14 protein-coding genes are annotated in these 13,759 nt (G+C 64.3%); 10 read left to right on the top strand and 4 right to left on the bottom strand.

The window, feature by feature from the left end; genetic code table 11:
* Window positions 1–56: 56 nt before the first annotated feature.
* Together IB255_RS21575 and IB255_RS21570 are read left to right on the top strand one after the other, a co-directional pair.
* Window positions 57–1,805, top strand: coding sequence for an amidohydrolase (locus tag IB255_RS21575; protein ID WP_081516694.1), 1,749 nt, complete (start codon window positions 57–59; stop codon window positions 1,803–1,805).
* Window positions 1,802–2,719, top strand: a complete 918-nt coding sequence (locus IB255_RS21570; RefSeq protein ID WP_192210834.1) for a CobW family GTP-binding protein — start codon at window positions 1,802–1,804, stop codon at window positions 2,717–2,719. Before IB255_RS21575 ends, IB255_RS21570 begins: the two co-directional genes overlap by 4 nt.
* Window positions 2,720–2,961: 242 nt before the next feature.
* Here the strand turns inward: IB255_RS21570 and IB255_RS21565 are convergent, their stop codons facing one another.
* Window positions 2,962–3,243, bottom strand: a complete 282-nt coding sequence (locus IB255_RS21565; protein WP_024765480.1) for a pyrimidine/purine nucleoside phosphorylase — start codon at window positions 3,241–3,243, stop codon at window positions 2,962–2,964.
* A 133-nt stretch (window positions 3,244–3,376) separates the two neighbouring features.
* On the bottom strand, window positions 3,377–3,928 hold the full coding sequence (locus IB255_RS21560) for an exonuclease domain-containing protein (RefSeq protein ID WP_045208048.1): 552 nt from the start codon (window positions 3,926–3,928) through the stop codon (window positions 3,377–3,379).
* Window positions 3,929–4,031: 103 nt separating this feature from the next.
* Here IB255_RS21560 and IB255_RS21555 point away from each other — a divergent pair, with 103 nt between their 5' ends.
* Window positions 4,032–4,910, top strand: a complete 879-nt coding sequence (locus IB255_RS21555; RefSeq protein ID WP_081516696.1) for an NAD(P)-dependent oxidoreductase — start codon at window positions 4,032–4,034, stop codon at window positions 4,908–4,910.
* Window positions 4,911–4,975: 65 nt separating this feature from the next.
* Here IB255_RS21555 and IB255_RS21550 read toward each other — a convergent pair whose 3' ends face one another.
* On the bottom strand, window positions 4,976–5,317 hold the full coding sequence (locus IB255_RS21550; RefSeq protein WP_192210833.1) for a DMT family protein: 342 nt from the start codon (window positions 5,315–5,317) through the stop codon (window positions 4,976–4,978).
* 71 nt (window positions 5,318–5,388) lie between these two features.
* On the opposite strand from IB255_RS21550, the gene IB255_RS21545 reads away from it, so the two are divergent.
* The 3 genes from IB255_RS21545 to IB255_RS21535 all read left to right on the top strand — a co-directional run bounded on the left by IB255_RS21545 (window position 5,389) and on the right by IB255_RS21535 (window position 8,645).
* Complete coding sequence (locus tag IB255_RS21545; protein ID WP_192210832.1) at window positions 5,389–7,638, top strand: alpha-glucosidase; 2,250 nt, start codon at window positions 5,389–5,391, stop codon at window positions 7,636–7,638.
* Between the two features lie 22 nt (window positions 7,639–7,660).
* Window positions 7,661–7,915: a YkgJ family cysteine cluster protein gene (locus IB255_RS21540; RefSeq protein WP_054907940.1), complete on the top strand. Its 255-nt coding sequence runs from the start codon at window positions 7,661–7,663 to the stop codon at window positions 7,913–7,915.
* Between the two features lie 124 nt (window positions 7,916–8,039).
* Window positions 8,040–8,645: an START domain-containing protein gene (locus IB255_RS21535; RefSeq protein ID WP_138216627.1), complete on the top strand. Its 606-nt coding sequence runs from the start codon at window positions 8,040–8,042 to the stop codon at window positions 8,643–8,645.
* Between the two features lie 161 nt (window positions 8,646–8,806).
* Here IB255_RS21535 and gltA read toward each other — a convergent pair whose 3' ends face one another.
* Window positions 8,807–10,090, bottom strand: coding sequence for a citrate synthase (gene gltA / locus IB255_RS21530; RefSeq protein WP_045208034.1), 1,284 nt, complete (start codon window positions 10,088–10,090; stop codon window positions 8,807–8,809).
* A gap of 354 nt (window positions 10,091–10,444) precedes the next feature.
* Here gltA and sdhC point away from each other — a divergent pair, with 354 nt between their 5' ends.
* Genes sdhC through IB255_RS21510 form a run of 4 tightly spaced genes read left to right on the top strand, consistent with a single transcriptional unit; the run spans window position 10,445 to window position 13,688 of the window.
* Window positions 10,445–10,831 (top strand): succinate dehydrogenase, cytochrome b556 subunit, encoded by a 387-nt coding sequence (gene sdhC, locus IB255_RS21525; RefSeq protein ID WP_167523168.1) that lies wholly within the window; start codon window positions 10,445–10,447, stop codon window positions 10,829–10,831.
* Entirely contained in the window at window positions 10,825–11,193 is a 369-nt protein-coding gene (gene sdhD, locus IB255_RS21520) for a succinate dehydrogenase, hydrophobic membrane anchor protein (protein WP_081517058.1), read from the top strand. The genes sdhC and sdhD overlap by 7 nt, the downstream gene beginning before the upstream one ends.
* A gap of 3 nt (window positions 11,194–11,196) precedes the next feature.
* Window positions 11,197–12,969, top strand: coding sequence for a succinate dehydrogenase flavoprotein subunit (sdhA, locus tag IB255_RS21515; protein ID WP_045208031.1), 1,773 nt, complete (start codon window positions 11,197–11,199; stop codon window positions 12,967–12,969).
* 11 nt (window positions 12,970–12,980) lie between these two features.
* Window positions 12,981–13,688: a succinate dehydrogenase iron-sulfur subunit gene (locus IB255_RS21510; RefSeq protein ID WP_045208028.1), complete on the top strand. Its 708-nt coding sequence runs from the start codon at window positions 12,981–12,983 to the stop codon at window positions 13,686–13,688.
* The last annotated feature ends 71 nt before the right edge of the window (window positions 13,689–13,759 follow it).

Here is a 13,759-nt window from a genome sequence, read left to right as displayed (position 1 = left end):
TGGCCGAAAGCCGAGCCCTATACTGCCTCCACGGACAAGAACAACAAGGGCTTCCCATGACCGCTCCGGACCGCTTCCGCTCCTCCAATTCCCCCACCGAGCGCTTCGCCGAACTGCTGCTGCACAACGGCCGCTTCTATACCCTCGACCCCGCCCAGCCCTGGGCCGAGGCCGTGGCCATCCGCGATGGCCGGCTGCTGGCGGTGGGCCGTCGCGAGGACATGGAGCACCTGATCGGCCCGGACACCCTGGTTCGCGACCTCGAAGGCGCGTTCTGCATGCCCGGCCTGCACGACATGCACACCCACCCGGACCTGGCGCTGAACCCGCGTTACGCCGACGACCTCGACGTCGGCATCGAGGACCCGACCCCGGAGCAGCTTGCAAAAGCCATCCTCGATTACGCCGCCAGCCATCCCGGTGACGGTTGGGTCTACGGCCAGTACTGGGTGCGCTACACCTTCCGCGAAGCCGGGCTGAAGCCGGGCCGCGAGTGGCTCGACAGTATCCTGCCGGATCGCCCCGTGGCGCTGCTCGACCGCATGTGGGGCACCATGATGGTCAACTCCCGCGCGCTGGAACTGGCCGGTATCGACGCCAGCACCGCCGACCCGCGCAACGGCTACCTGGAGCGCGACGAGCTGACCGGCGAGCCCAACGGTCTGATGATCGACGGCGCCTACGCGCTGATCCACGCCGCCATGCCGCCGACCCCGGCGAAGGTGCTGCGCCAGTCCTACCGCGAGGGCGTGCACTTCCAGAGCTCGCGCGGCGTCACCGCGGCCAAGTACCTGCACGTCTGCGAGAACCGCCTGGACGCTCTCAAGTATCTCGACGACGCCGGCCAACTGACCCTGCGCGTGGAAGCAGCGATCAGCTGGCAGGACGACATCTTCCCGGTGCGCCGCCGCTGGGAGCTGCTCAGCGGCGAGCGTCACTACTATCGCAGCGCACGGTTGTCGGCGAACGCTGTGAAGTTCCACTTCGACGGTACCGTCGAGCCGCGCTCCTCCTTCCTTATTACACCCTGGCCGGGCGAGGACGCCTGGCGCGGCAAGCTCAACCTGACGCCCGAGCACATCACCGACATGGTGGTGGACATGGACAGCCGTGGCATCCGCGTCATCGCCCACTGCACTGGCGATGCGGCGTCCGACGTGTTCCTCGATGCGGTGGCCGAAGCGCGCCGGCGCAATGGTTTCAGCGGTGTGCGCCACCAGTGCGCGCACAGCACCATCCTGCATCCGGGCAACCTCAAGCGCTTCCGCGAGCTGGAAGTGATCGCCGAGTTCTCCCCGGCAGCCTGGTACCCGACTCCCTTCGCCAGCGGCGCGCGTTCGGGCTACGGCACGGATCGGCTGAAGCGCATCTACGACTTCAAGGGCGTGCTGGCCGCCGGCGGCATCGCGGTATTCGGAACCGACTGGCCGGTGGCATCCATCGACCCCTGGCTGGCGCTGGAAACCCTGGTCACCCGGCAAAACCCGTGGAATGACGACCCGGCCTGCTTCGGCGAGCCGATCAGCCTGGAGCAGGCGATCCGCGTGGCGACCCTCAATGGCGCCTATGCCATGGGCCTGGAGAAGCTCACCGGCAGCCTGGAGGCTGGCAAGTCGGCGGACTTCATCGTGCTCGACCGCAACCTGTTCGAGCAGCCGGCGCGCAACTTCATCCACCGCACCGAGGTGCAACTGACCTTCGTCGAAGGCCGCCCGGTGTACGACCGTCTCGGCCAGTTCAGCGATACCGCCCTGGCGGCGGTGTGGCAGGGCGAACCGCCGCGCATCGAAGGCGTCAACGCATGAACGCCGCTAGCATCCCGGTGACGGTGGTCGCCGGCTTCCTCGGCGCGGGCAAGACCACGCTGCTGCGCAACCTGCTGGAGCGTTGCGAAGGCCGGCGCCTGGCGGTGATCGTCAATGATTTCGGCGAGCTGAACATCGATGCCGGGATGATCGCCGAGCAGACCGAGGCGGTGTACAGCCTGGAGAACGGCTGCATCTGCTGCAGCGTGCAGGACGACCTGCTGGCGCAGCTGGAGCGCCTGGCGACTATGCACCCGCCGCTGGAGCAGGTGGTGATCGAGTGCAGTGGGGTGTCCGACCCGCAGCGCATCGTGCAGACGCTGGGTTACCCGAAACTGCGCCGGCGCCTGCATCTGGATGCGGTGCTCACCGTGGTCGATGCTGCCCGCCGGGAGCCGCTGGAAGGCGAGTATGCGCGACTGGAGCGCATGCAGGCCGCCGCCGCCGACCTGCTGCTGCTGAACAAGTGCGACCTGCTGGACGCCGACGAGCGCGCCAGCCAGCGCGAGCGTTTCGGCCGGGGCGCGCGGGTGCTGGAAACTATCCAGGCGCAGATTCCCGACGCGTTGCTGCTCGGTGAGCCGTCGCGCAAGCTGCGGCCCCATGGGCAGGAAGGCATCGACCATGGCGACCTGTTCGACAGCTGGAGCTGGCAGGGCGAGGCGAGCTTCGATGGCGCGCGGTTGAAACAATGGCTGGAGGCACTGCCCCGCGGCCTGCTGCGCCTCAAGGGGCTGATTCGCCTGGCGGGACAGGGCGAGACGGTCTGGCTGCAATATGTCGGCGGGCGCTATCAGCTGCGCCCGGCCACTGCGGCCGAGGCGGCGCAGGGCTCGCGGCTGGTGTTCATTGCCGAGAAGGATGCGGGGTTGCGGGCGGATCTTGAGGTCGGGCTGCGAGGGTGCATTTCTTAGCTGCCTGGAACTCTGTGCCTTGGGATGCCCTCTCCCTAACCCTCTCCCTGAAGGGAGAGGGGACCGTTCGGTGCAGGCGGAAACCTTATTGTCAGCCGGTAAGGATAGCTCCCTCTCCCTTTGGAGCGGGGCGCGCAGCCAGGGCGGGGGAGAGGGCTCGCTCGAGTACCGAGAGTTCGCCCGGTCTTTTCGCAGGCAATAAAAAACCGGCCCTCAGGGCCGGCTTTTCATGACGCTCGAACTCAGCGGTATTCGCAGAGGTAGGCGGTGTCCTGGGCGACTTTCAGCTGGAACTTGCTGTTGGCCGGCACGGTGAAGTTGCTGCCGCCTTCGAAGGTTTCCCAGCTGTCGCTGCCCGGCAGCTTGACGGTCAGTGCGCCGGCGACGACGTGCATCACCTCCAGCTGGCTGGTGCCGAATTCGTATTCGCCGGGAGCCATCACGCCAATGGTGGCGGGGCCTGCGGTCATGTCGAAGGCGATGGATTTGACGGTGCCGTCGAAGTACTCGTTGACCTTGAACATGGGCTTCTCCTGCTAGAGGGGTGAAAAAGGGCCCGCCAGTATGCCCAAGGCCGCAGGCCCCGTCACTAGAGCGGCGCAGGCGACCGTGCGGTCAGTGCCAGGTCGGCGCTGAATCGACGATAAGTTGGCGGTTTCAGCCGGCGACGGGCAGGGTCAGCGGCAGCAGGCGGGCGGTATTGCGGGCGTCCTCCAGGGCGCGGTGCGGCTGTCCCTGGAAGTGCAGGCCGGCCAGGTGCAGCGCGGCGTTCAGGCCTACCTGGCGCTTGAGCTGACGGGCCTGGGCGAAGCGCTGCTTGAGGTTGACGTGGGGGACGCGGGACAGGTGGCTGTCCAGGTGCTGGCGGCGCCATTCCAGTTCCAGCTGGTGACGGTCGTAGTCGCCCCAACTGGTCCAGCCGGCCAGGCGCGGGCTGTGCTGGGCGAGCCAGCGCTCGAACTGCGGCCAGACCTCGCGCAGCGGCGCGGCGGCATCGACATTGGCCTGGGTGATGTGGGTGAGTTCGCGACAGAAGGTCGTCAGCAGCGGGCGTCGCTGCGGGCGGACGAAACGCTGGAAATGGTCCAGCTCGCGGCCGTCGGCCTCGGCAACCAGGCTCGCGCCGATCTCGATGATCTCCATTTCCTCGACCGGCCAGCCGCCTTCCTCGGTGGTGGCTTCCAGGTCGATCACCAGCCAGTGGGGCATAGTCGGTGCTCGTGGTTGGGTTCGAATCGAGTATGGAAGGCGTTTGCGGGACCGGCAAACCGCTGTGCTAGGCTGAGCGACTTGATCGGACAAGGGGACTGCGATGGCGAAAGTGGCTTTCATCGGCCTGGGCGTGATGGGTTACCCCATGGCCGGGCATCTGGCGCGCGAAGGGCACGAGGTGTGCGTCTACAACCGCACCGCGAGCCGCGCCGCCCAGTGGGTCAAGCAGTTCGGCGGCAGCTCGGCGCAGACCCCGCGCGAGGCCGCGCAGTGGGCCGACTTCGTGATGTGCTGCGTGGGCAACGATGACGACCTGCGCAGTGTGGTGCTGGGTGAGGATGGCGCGCTGGCCGGCATGCAGCCCGGCTCCGTGCTGGTGGACCACACCACCGCCTCGGCCGAAGTGGCCCGCGAGCTGGCGGTGGCGGCGGCCGAGCGCGAGCTGGGCTTCCTCGATGCGCCGGTTTCCGGCGGCCAGGCCGGCGCCGAGAACGGTGCGCTGACGGTGATGGTCGGCGGTGACGCTGACCTCTACGCCCGCGCCGAGCCGGTGATCGCCACCTATTCGCGCATGGTGCGGCGCATGGGCCCGGTGGGCAGCGGCCAGTTGACCAAGATGGTCAACCAGATCTGCGTCGGCGGCCTGCTGCAGGGGTTGTCCGAGGCGCTGCACTTCGCCCAGAGCGCCGGCCTCGACGGTATGGCGGCGATGGAAGTGATCAGCAAGGGCGCCGCGCAGTCCTGGCAACTGGAAAATCGCCACCAGAGCATGCTGGAAGGTCGCTTCGACTTCGGCTTTGCGGTGGACTGGATGCGCAAGGACCTGGGTATCGTCCTGGATGAGGCTCGCCGCAACGGCGCGCAGTTGCCGGTGACCGCGCTGGTCGACCAGTTCTACGCCGAGGTGCAGGCCGCCGGCGGCGGACGCTGGGACACTTCCAGCCTGATCACCCGCCTTCAGGACTCGCCCGAGGCCTGATCCGTTTCTCCCCCTCAGGTGGCGCCATCGGTCGCAGAGATCGTCGTGCGCCGCTCCTGATCGCCTCAGGCGCGGAAGATAAAGTACACCGCGCCCAGCAGGCACAAGCCGGCCCATAGATAGTCGAGCTTCAGTGGCTGCTGCATGAAGTACACGCTGAACGGCACGAAGACCGCCAGCGTGATGACCTCCTGCATGATCTTCAGCTGCCCCACCGACATCACCGTGTAGCCGATGCGGTTGGCCGGCACCTGCAGCAGATATTCGAACAGTGCGATGCTCCAGCTGACCAGCGCCGCGATTATCCACGGCTTGCTGCTCAGGGTTTTCAGGTGGCCGTACCAGGCGAAGGTCATGAACAGGTTGGAGAGTGACAGAAGAAACGCGGTTTGCAGCCAGACCGGCATGGCAGCGGCTCCAGAAGGGGACTGCGCCTGAGCCTAGTGGATGCGCGACGCGACAGCCAAGGGGCGGGATATTGATCAGGTTCGTATTGCGGGGAACGGCGGCGCTGCTGGCGCTGGGGGTATTGGCGTTCGGCGGCTGGAAAGGTTGGCAGTGGTGGCAGCAGCGGCCGGTCTGGGCGCAGCTGACGGTGGCTCCGGCCATGGCTGCCGGGCAGAACTGGCCGCTGGGTGACTACCGCCTGGAGTGGGACGGTGCGTCCTTCGCCCTGCGCGCGGGCGAACATCCCGCGCAGACGCAGTGGCAGACCCGTGGCGGATTCCTGGCCGCGGGCATCGGTCGCGTGGATGCCGAAGAGCATCGCGGCGCGATGTTCGTCCGCGAACACCGCGAGCTGCTGTGTCGCCAGCAACAGTTGGACTCCGTGCGCGCTGAAACGGACAGGTTGCTGATCGCCGGTACGCTCGGTTGTGCCGATGGTCGGCAGGCTCCTTATACCTTCTCGTTGCGCGCCGACGGCGAGCGCGGCGTGGTGATGAACGTGAGCCTGGCTGATCCGGCGCTGAATCGCCTCTATCTGGCCTGGGCACGGGAGGCGGACGAGCAGTTCCATGGCTTCGGCGAGCAATTCACCCGCTTCGACCTGAGCGGGCGGCGGCTGCCGATCCTGGTGCAGGAGCAGGGCGTGGGGCGCGGTCTTCAACCGATCACCCTGGCCGCGGACCTCAGTGCTCGTGCTGGTGGCGATTGGTGGACCACCTACGCGCCGGTGCCTTTCTATCTCACCTCGCGCCTGCACGGCTTCTTCAGCGAGGCGCCGGAGTACCAGGTCTTCGACCTGCGCGACGACCAGCGCGTGGCGCTGGAGGTGCATGCTGACAAGCTCCAGGCCCACTTCTATAAAGGCAGCAGCCCCAAGGCGCTGATCGAGGCGCACACCTCGGTGGTCGGGCGCATGCCGCCGTTGCCGGCCTGGACCCAGCAGGGCGCGATCCTCGGGCTGCAGGGCGGCACCGAGCGCGTGCGCGGCATCGTCCGGCAATTCGAGCAGGCGAAGGTGCCGCTGGCGGGCGTCTGGGTGCAGGACTGGGTCGGCCAGCGCACCACCAGCTTCGGCAAGCAACTGTGGTGGAACTGGGTGCTGGATGGAGAGCGCTATCCGGGCTGGTCGGCGTTCAACACTGAACTGCGGGCCAAGGGCATTCGCAGCCTGGCCTATGTGAATCCCTTCCTGGTGGATACGGCTGAGAAGGGCGGGGCGACCCGCAACCTCTACCGTGAAGCGCTGGAACACGGCTACCTGACCCTGGATCAACAGGGGCAGCCGTTGCTGTTGCAGAACACCAGCTTCAGCGCCGGCCTGGTGGACCTGACCAACCCCCGGGCGGCTGACTGGCTGCGCGGGGTGATGCGCAAGGAGATGCTCGGCGCGGGCTTCTCCGGCTGGATGGCGGACTTCGGCGAGGCGTTGCCTTACGAGGCGAAGCTGGCCTCCGGTGAGCCGGCTTCCGTCGTGCACAATCGCTATCCGGAGCTGTGGGCCAAGCTGAACCGGCAGTTGGTGGAGGAGGAGGGCGCCGGTGACCTGCTGTTCTTCATGCGCTCCGCGTACAGCCGCAGCCCTGGCTTGACCACCAGTATGTGGCTGGGCGACCAACTGGTGACCTGGGATGCCGACGACGGCCTGCACAGTGCGCTGCTGGGGCTGTTGTCGGGCGGAGTATCCGGTTTCAGCCTGAACCACAGCGACACCGGCGGCTACACCACCATCAGCAGCCCGATCAGGAACTACCACCGCAGCGAGGAGCTGCTGCTGCGCTGGATGGAGTTCTCCGCCTTCACCAGCCTGCTGCGCACCCACGAGGGCAACCGCCCGGACGACAATGTACAGGCCTACAGTTCGCCGGCGACCGTGGCGCAGTTGCAGCGCTTCGCCACGGTGTTCCGCGAGCTGGCGCCGTACCGCCAGCGCCTGATGGAAGAGGCGGCGCAGCATGGCTGGCCGCTGGCGCGCCCGCTCTGGCTGGAGTTCCCCGCTGATCCGGCCAGCTTGGCGGAAACGCCGACGAGCTATATGCTCGGCGACCAATTTCTGGTGGCCCCGGTGCTAGAGCCTGGCGTGCAGCGTCTGAACGTGGCGTTGCCCGAGGGGCGCTGGGTGCATCTGTGGAGCGGTGCGACCTTTGAAGTCGCTGCCGGCGGGACGGTCGAGGTTCCCGCGCCGATTGGCGAGCCGGCGGTGTTCTATCGCGCCGGCTCCACCGATGGCGAGCAATTGGTGGCGGCCCTGCGCAAGCAGGGGATGCTGCGCTCCAGTCCATGATTTCCCTGTCGAGAGTTCATCCATGCAATGCCGTATCGGCTGTGGCGCCTGCTGCATAGCGCCGTCGATTTCCTCGCCCATCCCCGGTATGCCTGACGGCAAGCCGGCGGGCGTCCGCTGCGTGCAGCTCGATGAACGCAATCTGTGCAAACTATTCGGCGACTCGCGGCGTCCAAAGGTCTGTGCGGCCTTCGATGCAGACGCCGACGCCTGCGGCAGCAGCAACGAGCAGGCCCTGCAGATCCTCACCGAGTGGGAACGCATCACCGCCGCCTGATGTGACTTGGAAGTCACGTTTTCGCGGTCCATACTGACGCCCCGACCCGCTCAAGACCGCGGATTGCGACGGGGCGGCGGCGTTTGCTGCCCCCACAAGATCAAGAATAAAGAGAGGTAAGACGATGCGTGGTGTATTGCGTATGACCCTGCTGGCCACTGCCGTGATGGGCTTTGCCGGCACTGCCCTGGCGGAAGACTGGAAGCTGGAGAAGGAAGAAGACGGCGTGAAGGTCTTCCTCAGCCCTGTGGCCGGCTCCAAGTACAAGGCCTACCGTGGCGTCGTCGACATCAAGGCCGATGTGGCCAAGATCAACGCCCTGCAGGAAGACGTGGCCGGTTCCTGCAAGTGGATCCATGCCTGCGCCGAGATGCGTCTGCTGAAGACCGAAGGCGACAATTCCTGGACCTACTCGAAGATCGACATGCCCTGGCCGGTGACCGGCCGCGACGTGGTGATCCATGTGACCACCGAGAAGACCGCCGACGGCGGCCTGATCCGTCACCTGAAGGCCGAGCCGACCTACATCCCGGAAGAGAAGGGCGAAATCCGCGTGCCGAAGCTGATCGGCGAGTGGAAGCTGGTACCCAAGGGCGCCGGCGTGACCGAAGTGACCTACCAGGTGCAGACCGAACCGGGTGGCAGCATCCCGTCCTGGCTGGCCAACAGCTTCGTGGTCGATGCGCCGATGAACACCCTGAAGGGCCTGCGCAGCGCTGCCGAGAAGTAATCGGCGCTGTCGTTGCCCTGCATGAAAAAGCCGCCTTCGGGCGGCTTTTTCGTTCCTGTCGTGGTGCGTCGGCGGGGCTCGCTCCTGCAGGAAGGCGAAGCCTTGCCCGCGGCAATAAAAAAGGCCGCCCGAAGGCGGCCTTTTCTCGTACGCCGTAGCGCTTAGCGGGCCTTGAGGTCCACGAAGTCGCGCTGGGTGGCGCCGGTGTACAGCTGACGCGGACGGCCGATCTTGTACGGACCGGAGAGCATTTCCTGCCAGTGCGAGATCCAGCCCACGGTACGTGCCAGGGCGAAGATCACGGTGAACATGCTGGTCGGAATGCCGATGGCCTTCAGGATGATGCCGGAGTAGAAGTCCACGTTCGGGTAGAGGTTGCGCTCCACGAAGTAGGGATCGTGGCGGGCGATTTCTTCCAGCTTCATGGCCAGTTCCAGTTGCGGGTCGTTGATGCCCAGCTCCTGGAGAACCTCGTCGCAGGTCTGTTTCATGACCTTGGCGCGCGGGTCGAAGTTCTTGTACACGCGGTGGCCGAAGCCCATCAGCTTGAACGGATCGTTCTTGTCCTTGGCCTTGGCCACGAACTTCTCGATGTTCGACACGTCACCGATCTCGTCCAGCATGCGCAGAACGGCTTCGTTGGCACCGCCGTGGGCCGGTCCCCACAGGGCAGCGATGCCCGAGGCGATACAGGCGAACGGGTTGGCACCCGAGGAGCCCGCCAGGCGCACGGTGGAGGTGGAGGCGTTCTGCTCGTGATCGGCGTGCAGGATGAAGATGCGGTCCATCGCCTTGGCCAGCACGGGGCTGATCGGCTTGGTCTCGCAAGGGGTGTTGAACATCATATGCAGGAAGTTTTCTGCATAGTTCAGGTCGTTGCGCGGGTACATCATCGGCTCGCCCTTGGAGTACTTGTACACCATGGCAGCGATGGTCGGCATCTTGGCGATCAGACGATGCGCCGAGACTTCCCGGTGCTTCGGATTATTGATGTCCAGGGAGTCGTGATAGAAGGCGGAGAGGGCACCGATCACGCCGCACATCACGGCCATCGGGTGCGCATCACGGCGGAAACCGTTGAAGAAGGTCTTCAGCTGTTCATGAACCATGGTGTGGTTCTTGATGGTGCCGACGAACTTTTCCTTCTGCTCGGCAGTCGGAAGTTCGCCGTTGAGCAGCAGATAGCAGGTTTCCAGGTAGTCGGACTTCTCGGCGAGCTGTTCGATCGGGTAGCCGCGGTGCAGCAGTACACCTTTATCACCGTCGATGTAGGTGATCTTCGACTCGCAGGAGGCGGTGGACATGAAGCCGGGGTCGAAAGTGAAGTGACCCGTGGAGGTCAGGCCCCGCACGTCGACAACATCGGGACCCAGCGTGCCGGAGAGGACAGGCAGTTCGACGGGGGCAGCGCCCTCGATGATCAACTGCGCTTTTTTGTCAGCCATGATGGCCTCCTATTTATGCTTGAAATCATCTGTACGACCCCCCACGCAGGGCCCGCACCACTATAGAGAGATAAATCCGAATGTCAATTTGCACAATCGGAGAAGTTTGGCTCCTCCAAGCCCCTGTTTTGCCGGAAAAATTTGCCTGTTTACGCCTTTTCGGGGGGTGCGGCAATTAGTCCTTAGGTGAAGGTCTTTCCGTTGTCATTAGGAGCCTAACTGTCTATACTCGGCGACCAGCCGCCAAGGGCCGTCCGGCCTCGCTTGATTGGTGGTTGTCACTCCCGAAGGTGATGGGTACCTGACAAGTGCACCTCCCGACAACTAGCCCTGATTCATAGAAGGGCTCTCAGTGTGAAAAAAGCCGTGAATAGCAAACGACCCGTAAACCTAGACCTAAGGACCATCCAACTCCCTATCACTGCTTACACGTCGATTCTCCACCGCATCTCTGGCGTCATTCTGTTCGTGGGCATCGCAGTGCTGCTGTTCGCACTGGATCGTTCCCTCGCTTCGGAAGAAAGCTTCGAGCAGGTGAAGGCGTGTCTGACCCATCCGTTGGTCAAGCTTGTGATCTGGGGCCTGCTGTCTGCGCTCCTGTACCACCTGGTAGCCGGTATTCGTCACCTCGTCATGGACGCAGGTATTGGCGAAACGCTGGAAGGCGGTAAGCGTGGTTCGAAAATCGTCATCGCTGTCGCAGTGGTGCTGATCGTTCTGGCGGGGGTATGGGTATGGTAACTAACGTCACTAACTTGTCGCGTTCGGGTCTCTATGACTGGATGGTCCAGCGCGTCTCCGCGGTCGTTCTCGCGGCTTATGTTCTCTTCCTGCTGGGCTTCCTGATCGCCCACCCGGGTATCACCTACACCGAGTGGCATGGTCTGTTCTCCCACAGCCTGATGAAGATTTTCAGCCTGTTGACGCTGGTTTCCCTGAGCGTGCACGCGTGGGTTGGTATGTGGACCATCACTACCGACTACCTGACTCCGATGGCGCTGGGCAAGTCCGCGACCGTCGTGCGTTTCCTCGTCCAGGCGGTATGCGGCATGGCCATGTTCGCATTCTTCGTCTGGGGTGTGCAGATTCTCTGGGGTAACTGATCCATGGCTAGCATTCGTACTCTTTCCTTCGACGCCATCATCGTTGGTGGTGGCGGCGCCGGCATGCGCGCTGCGCTGCAACTGGCCCAGGGCGGTCACAAGACTGCCGTGGTGACCAAGGTCTTCCCGACCCGTTCGCACACCGTATCCGCCCAGGGCGGCATCACCTGCGCCATCGCTTCGGCCGACCCGAACGACGATTGGCGCTGGCACATGTACGACACCGTCAAGGGCTCCGACTACATCGGTGACCAGGACGCTATCGAATACATGTGCTCCGTCGGCCCGGAAGCCGTGTTCGAACTGGAACACATGGGTCTGCCGTTCTCCCGTACCGAGCAGGGTCGCATCTACCAGCGTCCGTTCGGTGGCCAGTCCAAGGACTTCGGCAAGGGTGGCCAGGCTGCCCGTACCTGCGCCGCGGCTGACCGTACCGGTCACGCCCTGCTGCACACTCTCTATCAGGCCAACCTGAAGAGCGGTACTTCCTTCCTTAATGAGTGGTACGCGGTTGACCTGGTGAAGAACCAGGACGGTCATGTGGTTGGCGTCATCGCCATCGACATCGAAACCGGCGACACCGTTTATATCCGCTCCAAAGCCGTGGTCCTGGCCACTGGCGGTGCCGGCCGTATCTACGCCTCCACCACCAACGCCCTGATCAACACCGGTGACGGCATCGGTATGGCCCTGCGCGCTGGCGTGCCGGTGCAGGACATCGAGATGTGGCAGTTCCACCCGACCGGCATCGCCGGCGCTGGTGTACTGGTCACCGAAGGTTGCCGCGGTGAAGGTGGCTACCTGATCAACGCCCATGGCGAGCGTTTCATGGAGCGTTACGCTCCGAACGCGAAAGACCTGGCCGGCCGCGACGTGGTTGCCCGCTCCATGGTTAAAGAAGTGATCGCCGGCAACGGCGTGGGCCCGAACAAGGACCACGTACTGCTGAAGCTCGACCACCTCGGCGAAGAAGTTCTGCACAGCCGCCTGCCTGGCATCTGCGAACTGTCCAAGACCTTCGCCCACGTTGACCCGGTTGTCGCTCCGATCCCGGTTATCCCGACCTGCCACTACATGATGGGCGGCGTTGCCACCAACATCCATGGCCAGGCCCTGACCATGGACGCCAACGGCAACGAGCAGATCATCGAAGGCCTGTTCGCCGTAGGCGAAGTGGCTTGCGTATCGGTACACGGCGCCAACCGCCTGGGCGGCAACTCGCTGCTCGACCTGGTTGTGTTCGGTCGTGCCACCGGTCTGCACCTGGAGAAGGCGCTCAAGGATGGTATCGAGCACCGCCAGGCTTCCGAGTCCGACCTGGAGTCCGCTTTCAAGCGCCTGAACGGCGTGAACGAGCGCACCAGCGGCGAAGAAGTCGCTCCGCTCAAGCGCGAGCTGCAATCCTGCATGCAGAACTACTTCGGTGTGTTCCGTACCGGCGAATACATGCAGAAAGGTATCGCTCAGCTGGCTGATCTGCGTGAGCGTATCGCTGCGGTCAAGATCAACGACAAGAGCCAGGCATTCAACACGGCGCGTATCGAAGCGCTGGAACTGCAGAACCTCCTCGAAGTGGCCGAAGCCACTGCGATTGCGGCAGAAGCCCGCAAAGAGTCCCGCGGCGCGCATGCCCGTGAAGACTTCGAGGAGCGCGATGACGAGAACTGGCTGTGCCACACCCTGTACTTCCCGGGTGAGAAGCGTGTAGCCAAGCGTGCCGTCAACTTCGCGCCGAAAACTGTTCCGGCATTCGAACCCAAGGTTCGTACTTACTAAGGGTGCCCGCCATGTTGCAAGTGAGTGTTTACCGCTACAACCCTGAGAAGGACGCTGCACCTTACATGCAGGACTTCCAGGTCGATACCGACGGCAAGGACATCATGGTCCTGGACGTGCTGGCGCTGATCAAGGAACAGGACGAGGGCTTCTCCTACCGTCGTTCCTGCCGTGAAGGCGTGTGCGGTTCCGACGGTATGAACATGAATGGCAAGAACGGCCTGGCCTGCATCACCCCCCTGTCGGCCGTTGGCCTGAAGGGCGGCAAGCTGGTCATTCGCCCGCTGCCCGGCCTGCCGGTCATCCGTGACCTGGTCGTCGACATGCGCATCTTCTACAAGCAGTACGAGAGCGTGAAGCCGTTCCTGCAGAACAAATATGCAGCGCCGGCCATCGAACGTCTGCAAAGCCCGGAAGAGCGCGAGAAGCTGGACGGTCTGTACGAGTGCATCCTGTGCGCCTGCTGCTCGACCTCCTGCCCGTCGTTCTGGTGGAACCCCGACAAGTTCCTGGGTCCCGCCGCACTGCTGCAAGCCTATCGCTTCCTGGCCGACAGCCGTGACACCGAAACTCAGGCGCGCCTGGCGAGCCTGGATGACCCGTTCAGCGTCTTCCGCTGCCGCGGGATCATGAACTGCGTGAACGTCTGCCCGAAGGGTCTGAACCCCACCAAGGCAATCGGTCACATCCGTAACATGCTGCTGCAGAGCGGCACTTGATCCAAGGGCCTCGCGCCCAAAGATCATTGCAAGAGCGACACCTGTACCGCCGGAACATTTTCCGGCGGTAC

It is taken from the genome of Pseudomonas sp. PDM22 (assembly GCF_014851965.1).
In the GTDB taxonomy this organism is placed as follows: Bacteria; Pseudomonadota; Gammaproteobacteria; order Pseudomonadales; family Pseudomonadaceae; genus Pseudomonas.
Note: the sequence above shows the minus strand (reverse complement) of the source record. Positions and strands in the feature narration are given on the sequence as shown.